This window comes from Paeniglutamicibacter terrestris (assembly GCF_012271785.1).
In the GTDB taxonomy this organism is placed as follows: domain Bacteria; phylum Actinomycetota; class Actinomycetes; order Actinomycetales; family Micrococcaceae; genus Paeniglutamicibacter; species Paeniglutamicibacter terrestris.
On the sequence record NZ_JAAWVT010000001.1, the window covers coordinates 520,450 to 537,629 of the forward strand.

General features: G+C 64.7%; 15 protein-coding genes. 7 read left to right on the forward strand and 8 right to left on the reverse strand.

Going from position 1 to position 17,180, the window contains the following annotated elements; all coding sequences use genetic code 11:
- Positions 1 to 17: 17 nt before the first annotated feature.
- On the reverse strand, positions 18 to 647 hold the full coding sequence (locus tag HED64_RS02395; RefSeq protein WP_168150493.1) for a TetR/AcrR family transcriptional regulator: 630 nt from the start codon (positions 645 to 647) through the stop codon (positions 18 to 20).
- A gap of 195 nt (positions 648 to 842) precedes the next feature.
- On the opposite strand from HED64_RS02395, the gene HED64_RS02400 reads away from it, so the two are divergent.
- From HED64_RS02400 to dmpG, 4 genes are read left to right on the forward strand one after another with little or no spacing between them, the layout of a single operon-like run.
- A complete protein-coding gene (locus HED64_RS02400; RefSeq protein ID WP_168150494.1) occupies positions 843 to 1,784 on the forward strand; it encodes a 3-carboxyethylcatechol 2,3-dioxygenase in 942 nt (313 codons plus the stop codon).
- Between the two features lie 11 nt (positions 1,785 to 1,795).
- Positions 1,796 to 2,587 carry a 2-keto-4-pentenoate hydratase gene (locus tag HED64_RS02405; RefSeq protein WP_168150495.1) on the forward strand — a complete coding sequence of 264 codons (792 nt, stop codon included), beginning with the start codon at positions 1,796 to 1,798 and terminating at the stop codon, positions 2,585 to 2,587.
- A gap of 53 nt (positions 2,588 to 2,640) precedes the next feature.
- Positions 2,641 to 3,576, forward strand: a complete 936-nt coding sequence (locus HED64_RS02410; protein WP_168150496.1) for an acetaldehyde dehydrogenase (acetylating) — start codon at positions 2,641 to 2,643, stop codon at positions 3,574 to 3,576.
- A gap of 32 nt (positions 3,577 to 3,608) precedes the next feature.
- On the forward strand, positions 3,609 to 4,625 hold the full coding sequence (gene dmpG / locus HED64_RS02415; RefSeq protein ID WP_245325604.1) for a 4-hydroxy-2-oxovalerate aldolase: 1,017 nt from the start codon (positions 3,609 to 3,611) through the stop codon (positions 4,623 to 4,625).
- Positions 4,626 to 4,763: 138 nt separating this feature from the next.
- On the opposite strand, the gene HED64_RS02420 is transcribed toward dmpG, so the two are convergent.
- Complete coding sequence (locus HED64_RS02420; protein ID WP_168150498.1) at positions 4,764 to 7,022, reverse strand: SulP family inorganic anion transporter; 2,259 nt, start codon at positions 7,020 to 7,022, stop codon at positions 4,764 to 4,766.
- A 673-nt stretch (positions 7,023 to 7,695) separates the two neighbouring features.
- Between HED64_RS02420 and HED64_RS02425 the strand changes: the two genes are divergently transcribed.
- The 3 genes from HED64_RS02425 to mhpA all read left to right on the forward strand — a co-directional run bounded on the left by HED64_RS02425 (position 7,696) and on the right by mhpA (position 10,540).
- Entirely contained in the window at positions 7,696 to 7,905 is a 210-nt protein-coding gene (locus HED64_RS02425; protein WP_210149164.1) for a zinc-binding dehydrogenase, read from the forward strand.
- 71 nt (positions 7,906 to 7,976) lie between these two features.
- Positions 7,977 to 8,684 carry an IclR family transcriptional regulator gene (locus HED64_RS02430; RefSeq protein WP_342590631.1) on the forward strand — a complete coding sequence of 236 codons (708 nt, stop codon included), beginning with the start codon at positions 7,977 to 7,979 and terminating at the stop codon, positions 8,682 to 8,684.
- Positions 8,685 to 8,815: 131 nt separating this feature from the next.
- Complete coding sequence (gene mhpA / locus HED64_RS02435; protein WP_168150500.1) at positions 8,816 to 10,540, forward strand: bifunctional 3-(3-hydroxy-phenyl)propionate/3-hydroxycinnamic acid hydroxylase MhpA; 1,725 nt, start codon at positions 8,816 to 8,818, stop codon at positions 10,538 to 10,540.
- A gap of 110 nt (positions 10,541 to 10,650) precedes the next feature.
- Here the strand turns inward: mhpA and bioD are convergent, their stop codons facing one another.
- The 6 genes from bioD to HED64_RS02465 all read right to left on the reverse strand — a co-directional run bounded on the left by bioD (position 10,651) and on the right by HED64_RS02465 (position 16,986).
- Positions 10,651 to 11,415, reverse strand: a complete 765-nt coding sequence (gene bioD, locus HED64_RS02440) for a dethiobiotin synthase (RefSeq protein ID WP_168150501.1) — start codon at positions 11,413 to 11,415, stop codon at positions 10,651 to 10,653.
- Entirely contained in the window at positions 11,412 to 12,581 is a 1,170-nt protein-coding gene (locus HED64_RS02445) for a cytochrome P450 (RefSeq protein ID WP_168150502.1), read from the reverse strand. Before HED64_RS02445 ends, bioD begins: the two co-directional genes overlap by 4 nt.
- Positions 12,578 to 13,789 carry an aminotransferase class I/II-fold pyridoxal phosphate-dependent enzyme gene (locus HED64_RS02450; RefSeq protein ID WP_168150503.1) on the reverse strand — a complete coding sequence of 404 codons (1,212 nt, stop codon included), beginning with the start codon at positions 13,787 to 13,789 and terminating at the stop codon, positions 12,578 to 12,580. Before HED64_RS02450 ends, HED64_RS02445 begins: the two co-directional genes overlap by 4 nt.
- Positions 13,779 to 15,128: an adenosylmethionine--8-amino-7-oxononanoate transaminase gene (bioA, locus tag HED64_RS02455; RefSeq protein ID WP_168150504.1), complete on the reverse strand. Its 1,350-nt coding sequence runs from the start codon at positions 15,126 to 15,128 to the stop codon at positions 13,779 to 13,781. The genes HED64_RS02450 and bioA overlap by 11 nt, the downstream gene beginning before the upstream one ends.
- On the reverse strand, positions 15,125 to 16,375 hold the full coding sequence (gene bioB, locus HED64_RS02460; protein ID WP_168150505.1) for a biotin synthase BioB: 1,251 nt from the start codon (positions 16,373 to 16,375) through the stop codon (positions 15,125 to 15,127). The genes bioA and bioB overlap by 4 nt, the downstream gene beginning before the upstream one ends.
- Before the next feature lie 272 nt (positions 16,376 to 16,647).
- Positions 16,648 to 16,986, reverse strand: a complete 339-nt coding sequence (locus HED64_RS02465) for a non-heme iron oxygenase ferredoxin subunit (protein ID WP_168150506.1) — start codon at positions 16,984 to 16,986, stop codon at positions 16,648 to 16,650.
- Between the last annotated feature and the right edge of the window lie 194 nt (positions 16,987 to 17,180).

Below are 17,180 nucleotides of genomic sequence, written 5' to 3' on the forward strand. Positions count from 1 at the left end.
CCCACCGCTGATCTTGCTCAGCGTGACGGCGGATTCAAAAGTGCTGCGAACACCTCGCTGGCCCGCAGGACGGCTGCTTGGCCATCGCGTGCGAATTCCTCGGGGTCTTCGGTGAACGCAAAGCGGGTGATGGTTCCGGCCAGCAGCACCAAAGCGTGTTGCGCGTCGGGATCATTGGGCAATTCATCGGCCAGAAGCGCAGCCTGGTGTGGCTTCAGTCGTTCGATCAGTGCGGTAGCCACCAGTTGCTCGGCCGCCTGCACATGAACGTGGGTGCGCCGGCGCAGTTCGGGGAAGGCCCGCACCATTTCGCGGCGTCGTCTAAACCCCTCCCCGGCCTGAGTGCTGGTGTTCAGCACGGCCGCCAGAAGTTTGGCGGTACGCGGCAGCACTGGCAGTTTTGAGGAGAGGAATTCTGCCCACTCGACTTCTGGAAGCCAGGGGTCGCGGGTGCCCAGCACCGCGTCCTCCTTGGTGGGAAAGTAGTTGAAGAAGCTGCGCCGCGAGACACCGGCGGCGGCGGCGATGGCATCAATGGTGGTTGCCGGTAGGCCATTTTCGAGGACCAGCAGTACCGCCGACTCGTGAATCTGCCTCCAGTGGCGGTTCCGCCGGGCTTCCCGGACTCCCGAATTTTTCTCATCCATTCCTGAATTATGCACTAGTGCACGATTTTCTTCCATGATTCATCTGGCGTTTCTCTGCGGAACCACGGGGCATTAGCAAAAACCCGTGTATGAATCGTGCCGCCCAATGGAACAGCTACGTGCCTTCGTACCTTGTGTGAGATGGAATATAGACAAGCACAATCTTCTAGCCGTCAATCGAATGGAGCGCCAGGAATGCAACAAGCACTGATCGCCATGTCGCACTCTCCCCTGCTGGAGCACACCAATCCGCCCGAGGACGTCAAGGCGGCCGTCGAAGCCGCCTTTGACCACGTCCGCGCCTTCGCCAAGGAATTCAACCCGGATCTGGTCATCAACTTTGGCCCTGACCACTACAACGGTTTCTTCTACGACCTGATGCCCCCATTCTGCGTCGGCTACGAGGCCCTAGGCACCGGCGACTACGACTCCTGGTCAGGACCGATCAATGTCCCAACCAATGAGGCCGAAAAACTGGCCCAGTACATCATCGACCAGGACATCGACACCGCGATCTCCCGCAAGATGGAAGTTGACCACGGTGCAGTGCAGCCCATGGAAATCATCTTCGGCGGGCTGGACACCGTCCCGGTCATCCCGATCTTCGTGAACTCCGTGGCCCGCCCCTTCTCCAAGGTCTCCCGGGTGCGCAAGTTCGGCCAAGCCGTGGGCGAATACTTCAAGGATTCGGACAAGAAGGTCCTCTTCATCGGTTCCGGCGGCCTGTCACATGACCCGCCGGTCCCGCAGATCGCCACCGCCACCGAAGCCCAGCGAGCCCTGCTGACCAACGGCCGCAACCCCACCCCGGAGGCCCGGGCGGCCCGCCAAGCCAACACCATCAACACGGCCATCAAGTTCGCAGCCGGTGAGGCGGACATCATGGACCTGAACCCCGAATGGGACCGCGCCTTCCTCGAGGTTTGCAAGGCCGGAGACGTTAGCGCATTTGATGCCTACACAGCGGACGAGATGGATGCCGTGGCAGGTCACTCCTCGCACGAGGTCCGCACCTGGGTCGCCGCCTACTCGGCGCTGCGCGCCTGCGGCGAATACGAAGTCAACTACGAGTTCTACAAACCGATCAAGGAATACATTGCCGGCTTTGGCGTCACCACCGCGGTACTGAAGAAATGAGCGAAACCATCATGAGCACCCAACGCACACAACTCCTTGATTCCCTGGCCGCGGACCTACTCACGGCCACCGAGACCCTGAAGCCGATCGCCCCGCTGCGCGACCGCGTCGAAGCCATGGACGTTTCCGACGCCTACCGCATCCAGGACACGCAATTGCGCGCCCATGTAACCGCCGGACGTGTACTGGCCGGACGCAAGGTCGGGCTGACCTCACTCGCCATGCAGAAGCAGCTCGGTGTGGATTCCCCCGACTTTGGTTTCTTCTTCAGCGACATGGTGCACCACGAGGACGCGCAGATCGCCGCTTCCTCGTTCATCTCCCCCAAGGTTGAACCCGAATTCGGTTTTGTCCTCAAGGAAACGTTGTCCGGCCCGGGTGTGACCCGCGAACAGGCTGCGGCAGCCATCGGCGAGGTCTACGCGGCCATCGAGATCATCGACTCGCGCATCGCCAACTGGGACATCCGCCTGGTGGATACCGTGGCGGACAACGCCTCATGCGGCGCGATCGCCGTGGGAACCACGCCGCTGGATGTCAAGGTTGCGGATCTCGGCTCGGTTGAATGCTCGCTGCTCATTGATGGCGAAAAGCAATCCACGGGTATCGGCACCGACGTCATGGGTGATCCCGTGGCTCCCCTTGCGTGGCTAGCCAACGTGCTGGGCGAGCAGGGTGTGTCCCTCGAGGCCGGCCAACTCATTTTGCCTGGCTCCTTCACCGGTGCGCTGCCGGTGATCGCCGGACAGTCCGCCACCGCGGACTTCGGGTCCCTGGGCTCGCTGAGCATCAACTTCATCTAATCCCCCCCTCCCCCATTTTTCTTCGTTACCTGTCACTAAGGAAGTAACCAGCCATGGCAAAGAAAACAGCCGCAATTGTCGGCTCCGGCAACATCGGCACCGACTTGATGTTCAAGATCATGCGCCGTTCCACCAACGTCGAGGTCAAGTACATGATCGGCGTGGACCCCAAGTCTGACGGACTGGCCCGCGCCGCACGCCTCGGAATCACCACCTCCGCCGAGGGCGTGGATTGGCTGCTGGCCCAGGATGAACTCCCCGACTTCGTCTTTGAATGCACCAGTGCCAAGGCCCACGAGGCCAACGCCCCGAAGTACAAGGCCGCCGGCATCCACGCCATCGACCTGACCCCCGCCGCCGTGGGTCCGTACCTGGCACCGGTCGTGAACCTGGAAACGCTCACCGACACCATGAACGTGAACATGATTACCTGCGCCGGCCAGGCCACCACCCCGATCGTTGCGGCTGTCTCCTCCGTCGTCGAGGTCGAATACGCCGAAATCGTCGCGTCCATCGCCTCGAAGTCAGCAGGCCCGGGCACCCGCGCCAACGTGGACGAGTTCACCGAAACCACCGCCAAGGCCCTTGAGGTCGTGGGAGGCGCCAAGCGTGGCAAGGCCATCATCATCATCAACCCGGTGGAACCACCGATGATGATGCGCAATACGATTTACTGCATGATCCCGGCCGAGGCCGCAGCACCGGGCGCCACCCAGGACAAGATCCGCACGGCCATCGATGCAGCAGCCGCCTCCATCCGCGACTACGTCCCGGGGTACGCACTGCGCCTGGAGCCACAGTTTGATCAAGCCCGCGAAGACTGGGGCGGCTTCGGCCGCGTCGGCATCTGGGTGCAGGTGGCCGGTGCCGCCGACTACCTGCCCGAATATGCAGGCAACCTGGACATCATCACCGCAGCGGCCACCCGCACCGCGGATCTGCTCTCCGACAAAATCGACGCCGCGCGCACCACCGCGCTGGCCAACTAGTAAGAACGGGGAAGCACACCATGACTGCACCCATGAACACCACCTTTGACATCCGTCTGACCGACACCACCCTGCGCGACGGCTCGCACGCCATGAGCCACAAGTTCACCGAAGAACATGTCCGCTCCGTCGTCCGCGCGCTGGATGACTCCCGCGTTGAGGTCATCGAGGTCACCCACGGTGATGGCCTAGGCGGCTCCTCCTTCAACTACGGCTTCTCCAAAGTCCCGGAACTGGATTTGATCAAGGCAGCCGTTGACGAGGCCAAGGCCGCGAAGATCGCCGTGCTGATGCTCCCGGGCTTAGGCACCATCCACGATTTGAACCAGGCCTATGATGCCGGAGCATCCGTGGCCCGCATCGCCACCCACTGCACCGAGGCCGATGTCTCCATCCAGCACTTCCAGCACGCCCGCAAGCTGGGCATGGAAACCGTTGGCTTCCTAATGCTCTCCCACCGGGTCTCCCCGGCGGAACTGGCCGTCCAGGCACGCATCATGGCCGACGCCGGATGCCAGTGCGTCTACGTAGTCGACTCCGCCGGCGCCCTGATCCTTGACGATGTCTCGGATCGGGTCTCGGCTCTGGTCGCCGAGCTCGGTGACGACGCGCAGGTGGGCTTCCACGGCCACCAGAACATGAGCTTCGGCGTGGCCAACTCGGTGTTCGCCGTGCGTGCCGGTGCCAAGCAGATCGACGGCACCCTGATGGCGCTGGGCGCCGGTGCGGGCAACTCCCCCACCGAGGTCCTCGCCGCTGCGTTCGACCGCCTGGATATCAAGACCGGCGTTGACATTCAGGGCGTCATGGCCGCGGCCGAGGACGTGGTGAAGCCGTTCATCACCCGCATGCCGGTCATGGACCGTGCCTCCATCATGCAGGGCTACGCCGGGGTCTATTCCTCCTTCCTGATCCACGCCGAACGCGCGGCAGAGCGCTACGGTGTACCTGCCTACCGGATCCTCGAGGAAATCGGTAAGGCCGGATACGTTGGCGGCCAGGAAGACATGATCGTGGACGTCGCCGTGCAGCTGGCCGCAGCCCGCTAAACGCACCCGACACACAGCTCCGCCCCGCGCATTGCCATCACTGGTGGCATCGCGCGGGGCGGAGCTGTTTTATTGCCCGGATGTTCTCCGGTGTTTTATCCTTCCTCCACGAGCTCGGGCTCATTCAGTGTCTTGGGGTTAGCTCACGGGGTCCAGGTGCGCGATCCCGGCCGCCGAAAGACGAATGACATTGGCCGTGGACAGGTCGTAGAACAGCCCGACCAGGCTCAGCGAACCGTCGGTGATGCGCTGCTTCAGGCGCGGGTGTCCGGCGAGAATCTCGAGCTGCACCGCCACGTTAACCAGCGCCAGCTGGTCGACCTCGCAATAGCCGGCCGCGGCGGCGTCCAGAAGCACCGGGTGATCGGTTGCCAGCGCCAACCGGCTCTCGCGCATCCCATCAAGCCACTGGTTGACGGGGCGTCCGTCGGTCCGCTCCGCGGCAGGATCGCTGGCCAGCAGTTCAACCATGGCCCCGCAATTCGAGTGTCCACAGACGGTGATGGTGCTGACGTTGAGCTTCTCGACGGCGAATTCCAGAGCGGCCTCGAAGGACAGATCGTTTCCGGAGCGGTCCACCGAGTTGCCCACATTGCGTACGGTGAGCAGGTCCCCGGGGCCGCTGGAGGTGATGACGTTGGGGACAACTCGGGAATCAACACAGGTCAGGAACAAGGTGGTGGGATCCTGCCCCTGGGCCAACAGGTTCGTATCGTGGCGCATCAATGCCGCGTTGCGCTGGTGGTAGTTTCGCACACCGCGTAGAACCGGCAGGGTCTCGGGAGTCGAGCCCTCGCTGGCTACCGCGGCATGCTGCCACCGCCTCCACGGAGCGAGTCCGCTGCTCAGTGCCGAGCGGGCGATCCCACGTTTGGGGGCGCCATCCGTGGCGTCGCCCAGCCGGATCGTCCCGTGGTCCTCGACGCTGACGGTGCCGCCGGTGGCCTCGTGCTGCGCGCGCCAGGCGTCAATGGATTCGAAGACCGACAGGTCAATGAAGTCAGCCTCGATGTTGATGGTGGCGTGGGCACCGGAGGGAATTGAATACAGGGTGCGATTCAGCCGCGGAAGGGTCAGGAAGCTGCAGGAGCCCTCGATGCCAACCCGCCATGCCGGACGACCGTCCCGGTCCGGACTCCGCTCGGCATGGATGGAGCTGCGCACCACTCGGAATAAGACCAGCGCCATGGCCAGCCCCAGTCCGACGAGCACTCCCTCCAAGAGGTTCGCAAAGACCACCAGCGTGAGCGTCACGGTGTAGATCAGGAAGTCGCCGGTGCGCAGCGCGGTCTTGATGTGCGCGAACTTCACCAATTGCACCCCGATGATGACCAGCAAGCCTGCGAGTACTGACTGCGGGATCATCATGATCACCGGGGCCAGGAAAACGGAGAAGAGCAGGATCCATACGCCGTGCAGGATGGTCGAGGAGCGGGTGCGTGCGCCAGCCTCCACGTTCGTGGCGCTGCGGACGATCACGCCGGTGACGGGTAGGCCGCCCAGCATGCCGGAGGCGACATTGGCGGTGCCCTGACCGATGAGTTCACGGTTGAAGTTGGTGCGCGGGCCGGACTGCATCTTGTCAACGGCCACCGCGGAGAGCAGCGATTCGACGCTGGCTATCAGGGCCACCGTCACAACGCCGATCCCCACCGCGCCCCAGCCGCCCTCAGGTAGGACCGGCGCGCTCACGGCCTCTAGCAGTGAGCCGTCTAGCGCGATGCGTTCCACCGAGTCACCAAAGGCCAGGGAAAGGAGGGTCGCCAGGACAACGGCGGCGAGCTGGCCGGGGATCTGCTGTATACGCTGCGGGAGCTTTTTCCACACGAGCAGGACGGCGATGACGCTCAGGCCCAAAATCAGTGCCTGCAGATTCAGCGCGGCGAGGCTCGCGGGGATGGAGACGATGTTGCCGAACGCATTGGCTCCGGGCGCGGAGCCCAGGACCACGTGGAGCTGCTGCAGCACGATGGTGATACCGATGCCCGCGAGCATGGCATGGACAACGACCGGAGAGATGGCAAGTGCTGCACGGCCGACCCGGCCGATGCCCAGCAAGATTTGGAGCAGACCTGCGGCCGCGGTGATCGCACAGGTGGCTTGCCAGCCGAACTGATCTATCAGCCCGGCAACGATGACCGTCAGGCCCGCGGCGGGGCCACTGACTTGAAGCGGCGATCCGCCGAGGCTGCCGGCGACGATGCCACCCACAGCAGCGGCGATGAGTCCGGCCAGGACCGGGGCTCCTGAGGCAACGGCGATACCTAGGGAAAGGGGAAGCGCCACGAGGAAGACGACGATCGAGGCGGGGACGTCGCGTCTCAGGTTTAATCGGGAAGGAAACGGAATTCGGCGGGTCGACGTGGCGGGCTGATTCTCTGGAGCACGTATTTCCATAGCAGTCCTTCTGTCGGTGGTCGTGGTGGCACAGGGACAGTTCGGCGTCGCAGACGTCGGTCGAGGTGACGAGCCGGTGGTTGAACTAACCAGCGGCCGGTAAACTCTGCGACGATGACCTCAGCGTAGGTATCGAATATTTCGATAATGTTTCATTGACCTGTGTATATGTGAAACTCGCTGTTGGACCAAGTCCTCTTTCCGCGCCGTAGCGAACCGGCCAGTGCAAGCACCTTCATCCGAACTAAGCTCTCCACGATGGCCTCGTCGAGACGCCGGCCGGTGCACCGATCGCGCCCATTAACATCGCGGCGCAGCTGGCCAATCCCCGCTCAGCGAACCGTTCACACAGCGAAGAAGCCACTATCAAGGCAGCGGGACCGGTCCCTCGGCTGCGGGTTGTCGCATCACCTCCGGCCTCACCCCCTACCGCCCGCGCCAGACCCCCGCACACACACTCTTCGCTGTGGCACGCATAGGACAGAGTCCTCTCACAGACTCACCTCCTGGGCCACGCCGCGGCCGAATATTCGGCCGTCACAATTCGAAACGTGGTCGCTCCACATGCATCCAGATCCATCGGAAAAACACTCACCAGGCTTGCAGCCGTCGCCCACGCCCAAAACCCCAACGACCCGCTGGCCTGCCTGGAGTGAATCTGGTGATAGAGACAGTGGGTGAGGCAACTTGGGCGCATTTGCTTCGCTGCCTGCGACCGGGCGGAACCATCGTGATCGCCGGAACCACCCCCGGCACCGGCCCGGAGGAGGACATGGGCCGCATTTTCTACCAGCAGCTGCACGTCTTGGGGTCCACCGGATCCACCCGCCACGAAATGGTCGCGATGCTGCGCATGTTATCCATGAGGGCTTCGCTGCCTTGATGGCCGGCGAAACGAACGGCAAAATCGTCATTACCGTCGCCTGAGCGCGTCTCTGTGCCATGATCAAGAACGTGAACGAGCCAACAATCGCGTCGACCCCAGTAGCCTCACGCACCTCCGGATCCCAAACCCTGGCCCGCGGCCTTGAGGTATTGCGTCTGGTGGCGAGCACCCCCGCCGGGGTGGGTATCAACGAGGTCGCCGAGCACGCGGGCATCCATCGCACCGGAGCCTACCGGTTACTGAACACACTCTGCGATGCGCAGCTGCTGCACCGCGGGGCAGATGGCCGCTATCGCGGCGCCGCGGGTCTGCTTTCCCTTTCGGCCTCCGCCTACCATTCGCTGCTGGCCGCGGCCGAGCCGTTGTTGCGGCGCTACGCCGATGAGTTGGGCGCAACGCTCGCGTTGATCGTGCGCGAGGGCAACGAAGCCATCGCCTTGCGAGTCATGGCGCCAACCTCTGGCGTTTACCACGTCTCCTTTACCGAGGCGTCCCGGCACCCGTTGGGGTTGGGTGCCGCTGGGCATGCGGTACTGGCCAGCGAACCGGCACACCCCGGTGAGGATCCGCGGGTCAGCTCGGCCCGCACCAACGGTTACGCGCAGACCTTTGGCGAGGTGGAACCTGACATGCACGGCCTGGCCGTCCCGTTAAATCGCGACATCTGCCAGGTCTCCGCCTGCCTGAACTTGATTACCGTTCGCAGCGAACAGGCCACCTCGGCGATTGATGTCCTGCAGCGTGCTGCCCGGGAGCTGGAGTCGGCGCTGAGGTAATTCACCCTCGTGTGCCAAACAATGGCACACGAGCTTTGACCTGGGTCACAATAGCTGGTGAACTAGGTCAAAGACTTGTGCACATAACGCAGTATTTGTGCACTATTTGCACAGATAAGGTGAATGTGGCTATGAACAGCAATACGGACAGTGAAGTCCTCATCATCGGAGCCGGCCCCGCCGGACTGATGCTCGCAAACATCCTGGGCATGTATGGCCGCAGTGTCACGGTGCTCGAAGCTCGCGACGAGCTCATCGATTACCCGCGCGGCGTGGGCCTTGATGACGAGTCGCTGCGCACCATCCAGACCGTTGGTTTGGTTGATACCGTCCTGCCACACACCGCCCCGCAGCACATCATGCGCCTGGTTAACGGCTCGGGCAAGACCATCATGATCAACAACCCGCAGACCCAGGAATTCGGCTGGGACCGCAAGCACGCCTTCATCCAGCCAGAGGTCGACAAGGCGCTGTATGAAGGTCTGGCCCAGTACTCAAGCATCAACGTGCACTTCGGCCACCTGGTGGAAGACGTCATCGAGGACGCCTCCGGCGTCACCGCCATCGCCCGCATCACCAACGCCGACGGCACCGAATCCGAGGCTCGTTTTTCGGCGCAATATCTGGTGGGCTGCGAGGGCGGCAAGTCCCCGACCCGCAAGCGCATGGGCGTGAGCTTTGAGGGTGACTCCCCCTCCACCCGCTGGCTGGTCGTTGATGTTGATAACGACCCGTTGGGCACCCCGAACGTCTTTCTGGGCGCCGACCCCAAGCGCCCCTATGTCTCCATCGGCCTGCCCCACGCGGTCCGCCGCTGGGAGTTCATGCTGCACGACGGTGAGGACGAATCGGTAGTCACCTCGGAGGCTTGGGTCGCCGAGATGCTCAAGGACCACGTTCCTGACCCACATAATCTCTCCTACATCCGCCGCCGCGTCTTCACCCACCACGGTCGCGTGGCAGGTTCCTTCCGCAAGGGCCGCCAGCTGATTGCCGGGGATGCCGCGCACCTGATGCCGGTATGGATGGGCCAGGGCTGGAACTCGGGAATGCGCGACGCCACCAACCTGGGCTGGAAGCTCACCAGCGTGCTGACCGGCACCGCCGATGAGGAAATCCTTGATACCTTCACCTCCGAGCGCAAGGACCACGCCAAGGCGATGGTCGATTTGTCCATGACCCTGGGATCGGTCATCAAGCTCACCAACCCGTTTGCAGTAGCGGCCCGGGATGCCGCCTCCTCGGTACTCAACCTCTTCCCCTCGGCCAAGAGCTACTTCTCCGATATGCGCTTCAAGCCGATGCCGCGCTACACCTCCGGTGTTCTGGCCGATCCCACCACACAGACCTCGGGCAGCGCCGCGGCCAAGCTCACCAGCAAGTTGATTCCGGTACTCACTGCCAACAACAAGGTCTCCCCCGTTGGTGTGCAGTTCCCCCAGCCGCGAGTGAACTCGGTTCACGGCGAAAATCAGCGACTTGATGATGTCATTGGTAACTGGTGGACGGTGCTGGTCTGGGGCAATGACCCCAAGGATGTATTGCCCGCACACTCCATCAAGGCACTGGAGGCACTCGGCGCCAAGCTGGTGGCCATTGTTCCGGAAACCCAGCGAGCCTGGGCCACGGAACACATGGACAAGGATGTTTTGGTCCTTGGAGATCACACCGGCGCGTTCAAGAAGTGGTTCAACGAGCGCCCCACACAGATGATCTTCCTGCGCCCGGACCGCTTCGTGGCCGGGGCCTGCCTACACCAGCACGGTCCTGCCACGCTGGCGGCCATCCTCGACTCCATGGGTAGCGCAACCGACCATTCTCGGGCCAAGCCGCAGGACTCGGCCCTGGCATTGTAGTTTCGCCGCGCAAACAAACAACAACGACAGGCACGGTCCCTGCACCCGGTCAAGCGGATGCACGGACCGTGCCTGCTTGTACCCCGCATTGCCTGCCCTGCGTGCGGAACCTACCCCGCTGCGCCTGGGCTGGTGGCAGCATGGGCAAGGGTCGGCCGGTCATCGAACACCGGGGCCAGTTTCCGGCCTGCCGCGTGCAGGATCCGCTGTGTCGTTTCCTGCTCCGCCGCCGCGACGGCTGCCGCCGGAGGTCCGGGCACCCAGGTCCACCGGTTCCGCTCCGCCAGCTCGCGCAGGTTGGCCCGGTTCCGCTTGTGAAGGGCGGTGGGCTCGGCCGGGAAGCCTCCGAGCACCAATACGCCGTCGGCAAAGCCACGTGAGACCGCTGCTTCCAGGGTCAGCGCCGTGTGGTTCAACGTGCCCAGATCCGGACGGGTGACCACCACCAAACGCGCACCAAGCGCGCTGGCCATCTCGGCAATGGTTTCCCCCGCAAGCGTCAGCGACACCAACAGGCCGCCAGCACCCTCGACGATGACGACCCCGTGCTCCAGAGCAAGTTCCCGCACGCGCCGCACGTGGTCCGCCATGGTGGGCAATGACTCGGCTGCGGCAAAACCACCTGCATGCAGGGCGGCGTCCACCGGCGCCATGGGATCGGCCAGCCGTGCGCCTTCCTCCAGACTCAGTGCCGGCGGGTTGCCGAGCCAGTGACCGATCGAGTGCACATCCCCTCCGTGCCCTGGTTCCACACCGGTTTGGGTCGGTTTGTAGATGGCAACCCGCGCCCCGGTATCCAAGGCACAAGCCGCCAGGGCTGCAGTGACAACCGTCTTACCGACGTCGGTGTCGGTCCCGGTGACCACGATGATCATGCCGCTGCCCCCGCCACGGCCAGGGAAGTCCACACCGTCCGGGGTGCCTGGAATGACAAGAGATGCATCCAGTCGGGTTCCTCACCGGCCGGCTCGAGGCCCGGCAATGCCCGCGCCGCGGCACGCAGCACCACCTCGGTTTCCATCCGTGCCAGCCCCGCGCCCAGGCAGCGGTGAATCCCGAAACCGAAGGCCAGCGAGTCGTCCCCCGCCTCCCCCAGGACCCCGCCGGAGAGCATGAGCACCAATTGCTCCCCTTTGGCAAAGTGTTCCCCGTCCAGCTCGATGTCAGCGGCGACCTCGCGGCGCCAGGTCGGTACCGAGGAGGCCTGCGCCAGCACCTGTCCCACCAGATCCGCCGCGGATTCTGCTTCGGTGCACTGGGCCCAGCGGCCCTCGTGCAGGGCGGTTCGCAGCGCGGTCGCGATGAGCATGGCGGTGGTTTCCTGCCCGGCAATGGTCAGGAAGTAGCCCAGCGAGCGGATCCTCGCCGAGTCGACCCCGCAGTGGTGCAACGCGGCATAGAGGTTCGAATCGTCGCGGGCCACGGCCTCGGCCACTGAGGTGTCGAGCCAGGCATGGAATTGCGCGGCGCTTGCAGCAAGTTCTACCTGGCGTTGTGCGCCGGGCCAACCCCAGAAGAGTTCCAGCGAGTCCTGGCTCCAACGCTTCAGCTCTTCGGCGGGCGGAATCGGGACCCCGGTGAGCCGCTGCATGACCTCCGGCGGGATCACTGCTGCCAGATGGTGTGCCAGATCGAGGTGTTCGCCGCTGCGGTATTGCTCCGCAAGCTCTGCGCAGATCCCTTCCACCCGCTCCTTGATGACCCTGGCCTGCGCTGCCACCTTCGCGGGGCTGAAGAACCTGGCCACCACCCGGCGCACCGCCAGGTGCTCGGATCCACTGGCGCTTGCAAGCACCGGCGGAAGGGAGAATCTTTGGGCGGCCAGGATGCGCAGGGCAGCAGGTTCCAGATCGATGGCGGTGTCCAGGGCGTTGGCCGGGGTGAAGTCCTCGGGGCGCAGCAGGATCCGGCGCACCAAGCTGGGATCCTCAATGCTGCGGTAGCGGCGGTTGATCTGTTCAGGGTAGGCATCGGGCAGCGTTCCGGCCAGCGGCGCCAGCTCGGCGAGCCGCGAGCGCGTGGCGGCAACAGGACAACTCATGATTCTTCCTCCAGGATTATCCGGGCAATGGTGTGCAGGGCGGCCAGCAGGGCCCCGGGTTCGTGGTCGGCGTGCGCGGTGATCCGCAACCGCGACACCCCGTCGGGCACGCTCGGCGGCCGGAAACAGGCAACGGCAACGCCGCGGGCACGCAGGGATGCGGCTGCCCGTACTGCCGAGGCTGCGTCCGGCATCATGACCGAATGCACCGCGCCCGCCCCTTGTTCGATGCGCGGGCGCAGCCGCGGATCGGCGGCCAGTGTGTCGTGGACCAGTCTCGCGTTGCGCCCGAGTCTGGACAGGCGCTCGGCGTCGGCCAGTTCCAGCGCCGCGATCGCGGCTCCCGCGGCGGCCGGGGCCAACGCGGTGTCGAAGAGGAAGGTGCGTGAGGTGTTGACCAGGTGCTCGCGCAGCGCGCGAGCCTGCCCGCCGCCCAGCAACACGGCACCGCCCTGGGCACCCAGGGCCTTAGAGAGCGTGGCGGTGGCCAACACATGGGAGCAATCGGTGAGCCCTGCAGCGCGCACCGCCGAGCCTTGTGCCGTTGCAGCCAGCGAGTGGGCCTCGTCGATGACCAGCAATGCCTGGTGTCTGGCGCAAAGTTCGGCTGCGGCGGCCAGCGGGGCGGCATCCCCCAGGACCGAATAGACCGATTCGAGGACCACTGCCACGCGCGGGGCGCCGGTGGCGGAGTCACGGTTTTCCTCCAGCAGGCGTTCAAGATCCGCGAGGTCGTTGTGCACGGCCGTGGCCACCCTGGCGCCGGAAAGTCGGGCGCCGTCGATCAGGCTGGCGTGCGCGTGGGCGTCGAGGATAAAGAGGCTGCCCGGTCCGCCGAGTGCCTGCAGCAGACCCAGGTTCGCGGTGTACCCGCTCGAATAGACCAGCGCCGCGGGCCTGCCGGTGTAGCGGCACAGAGCGGCCTCGAGCTCGCGATGCACCGACAGGGTTCCGGTGGCCACGCGGCTGGCCGCGGCCCCTGCCCCGTAGCGGTGCAGGGCGTCAGCGGCTGCGGCACGCACCCCCGGGTGGCCGCTGAGCCCGAGGTAGTCGTTTGAGGCCAGGTCCATGAGCAGGTCGCGGGAGCTCTCCACGCGGTGCAGCCCACGGGCGGCCCGCACCCGGGCCCGGTCCCCCAGCCACCGGTCCCACGGCGACGTCGGTGCTGCCGGTGCCGTTTCCGCGGCAAAACTCTGGTTAGTCTCCATGGACTTGACCCACCGCCGCAACCAGGGCGGCCCCCAGGACCGACAGGTCCCCGGCGCTGGCGATGTAGGGCGGCATGACATAGACCAGGTCGCGGAAGGGCCGCACCCAGGCCCCGCGGCGTACCGCGGCTTGGCTCAGCTCGGCCACGCGCACGGGTTCGGACAGCTGGATGACGCCGACGCCACCGAGTACGCGAACCTCCTTCACGCACGACAGAGCACGGGCCGGGGCCAGCGCTTCGCGCAGCCCGGATTCTAGCGCCGAAACCTGGACGCGCCAGGGAGCGGAGGAAGAGCGAGGGTCACCGCCACCGGTGAGCAGCTCCAACGATGCATTGGCCACGGCGCAGGCCAGCGGATTGCCCATAAAGGTGGGCCCGTGCAGCAATGCCTCGCCTGCATCTCCCAGCGCTCCGGCCACCTCGGCGGTGCACAGCATGGCCGCCAGGGAAAGGTAGCCGCCGGTCAACGCCTTGCCCACGCACATAATGTCGGGTTGAACCTGCGCCCATTCGGTGGCAAAGAGCGTGCCCGTGCGCCCGAACCCGGTGGCGATCTCGTCAACGATCAGCAGCAGGTCGTGTTCGTCGGCGATCTCGCGCAGGATGCGCAGCGCGCGTGGCGCGTAGACGTACATGCCTCCGGCACCCTGCAGGATGGGTTCGCAGATGATGCCCGCCAGTTCCGGCGCGTGGGTGGCGGCCATGTTTCTGGCCGCCGCTTCCCACGCGGCCAGCTCCGTCGCGTCGGACTCCCACTGTCCCTCGGCGGTGAGCCGGGCTGCCGGAGGGCGTGGCAGGAAAACCTGTTCGCGGCCCAGCGGCGCAAAGGCGGCGTGCATGCCGTCTACCGGATCGCACACGCCCATCGCCGCAAAGGTGTCCCCGTGGTAGCCGCCGCGCAGGGCCAAAAAGCGCTGCCGAGTGCCGTGCCCGCGGGCGTGCTGGTACTGCAGAGCGAGCTTGAGCGCCACCTCCACGGAGATCGAACCGGAGTCGGCCAGGAACACGTGTTGCAGGTCCCCGGGCGCCATGGCCACGAGACGTTCTGCCAGTTCCACCGCCGGGGAATGCGTCAGCCCGCCGAACATGACGTGGCTAAACGTGTCGATCTGCTCGTGTGCTGCGGCATCCAGTACCGGGTGGCGGTACCCGTGCACCATTGACCACCAGGAGGACATTCCGTCGATGACCTCGTGGGTGCCCGCTTCATCGGTCAGCGAGAGCCTGACACCCCGGGCCGCTGCCACCGCATAGTGCGCCCCGGCATCCAGGGTTGCGTAGGGGTGCCAGAGCAGCCCGGAGTCCCGGGTGAGCAGGCTGAGGGGTGGGGAACTCACGCGTTGGGGCTTTCAGGGGTGCCGGCGCCGCGGCGGCGCAGCACCGGTTCGCCGTGTCCGCCGGCCGGGCCGCAGCCCTGGGTGGCGCTGCCGCACGCACTGCCGCAGCCGCTGCCGCACCCCGGGGCCTCGGGCTGTGCCGGGGCCTCATCGGCCCGGTGCCGCAGCCGCGCCGCCAGCTGGGCGGGGTCGATGTCCTCCCGGCCCAGCACCACGTAGCCGGCATCCGAAATCATTTCCAGGTCCCGCCGCGCGTCTTGGCCCTCACTAGTGAGGTAATCGCCAAGGAACAGCGAATTGGCCACAGCCAGTGCCGTGGACTGCAGGGATCTCAGGTGTATTTCCCGTCCGGCGGCCATACGCAGTTCGGTGGCCGGGCATGCCAGGCGAACTAAGGCAAGGATGCGCAGGCACGCCATCGGGGTCAGGTTCCATGTTCCGGCCAGCGGGGTCCCGTCGAAGGGCATCAGGAAGTTCACGGGGATCGAGTCGGCGTCCAGGTCACGGAGTGCGAAGACCGCCTCCACGAGCTGTTCGAGGCTTTCGCCCATTCCCACAATGAGTCCCGAGCACGGGGAAAGCCCGGCATCCTTGGCCTGCCCGACGGTGTCCACGCGCTCGGCGAAGGTGTGGGTCGAGCAGATCTCCGGGTAGAGCGACTCGGCGGTGTTCAGGTTGTGGTTGTAGGCATCGACTCCGGCGGCCTTGAGCCGGTCGGCCTGTCCGTCTTTGAGTATCCCTAAGCAGGCGCAAACTTCAATCTGCGGGTTCTCGTCCTTGAGCTGCTCGACCATTGTCGCCACCCGGTCCACGTCCCGATCTGTGGGCCCCTTGCCGGAAGCGACCATGCAGACGCGCGATGCTCCGCCGGCGACTCCCAGCCCCGCTTGACGCACAGCTTCCTCTGGTTTCAGCCAGGTATATTTCAGGATCTCGGCCTTGGATCCCAGTCGCTGGGAGCAGTACGTGCAGTCCTCGGGGCAGAGACCCGATTTCAGGTTAACCAGATAGTTGACCTTGACGGAGTTGCCGAAGTGCTTGCGGCGCAGCGTTCCGGCCGCAGCGATCAGTGCAAAGGTTGCTTCGTCCGGAGTGCCAAGGACCGCGAGGGCCTCGGTGGCGGTGAGACGGTGCCCAGCGGACACCCGTGCTGCGAGTTCGGTGGCATCGAGCACTCCCTGCCCGCCAATTCGATCGGATTCCTGGTCGCGGTCAATGGTGTTCGTGTTTGCCTTGCTCGTGGTCATGGAGATCGATGGCCTTCCGGTGTGGCACGGTGCCCGGCACCCCACAACGAGGAACTGAACACTGTTCAATAGTTTCTGGAATCACCGTACACCCATTCATTGAACACCGTTCAATGAAGTCCCTGTCGTGACGCCACACCCACCGGCATACATACCGACTCGTTCCGAGGTCGAGCCAAATCCACCGGGTTAAAAAAAGATGCCGCCGTCCCACACCCCTCTATCTGGGGTGTGGGACGGCGGCATCATTGCGCCGCGGAGCGCAGACGCTCCTAGACGACAGGGGTTTCAGGGTAGAGCAGCAGCTCCCCGTCCTTGACCTCAATCTTGTGGGTGCGCGCAGCCAATGTGGCCGGCAGGCAGAGCACCTCGCCGGACTTCAGGCAGAACTTGGCGGCGTGAACCGGGCATTCAACCTCTGTACCTTCGATCCAGCCATCCGCCAGTGACGCAGTCTCGTGGGTGCACTCGTCATTGATGGCATAGAAATTGCCGTCTTCCGCGTGGAATACCGCAATGTCTTCCTTCGTCCCGTTCTCCTCGGACGGAATGACGATGGCTTCGCCTTCGTCGATGCTGTCGACGGAACCGATGTTGATTGCCTCGCTCATGAGGGTGCCTCCTGGGGGTTTCACCGCCACAACGCCATGGGCATTGGAGCTGAAAGATGAGAATCGTGTGTTTCTATCATCGCGCGCTTTCGACTCCGGACCCAACCAGCAAACCGCCAAAGACCTGCCCGATCCACGGACCATCCGCAAATGGAACGCGGCCGAGGCTATAAAGATGATCAATTAGCGAGCGA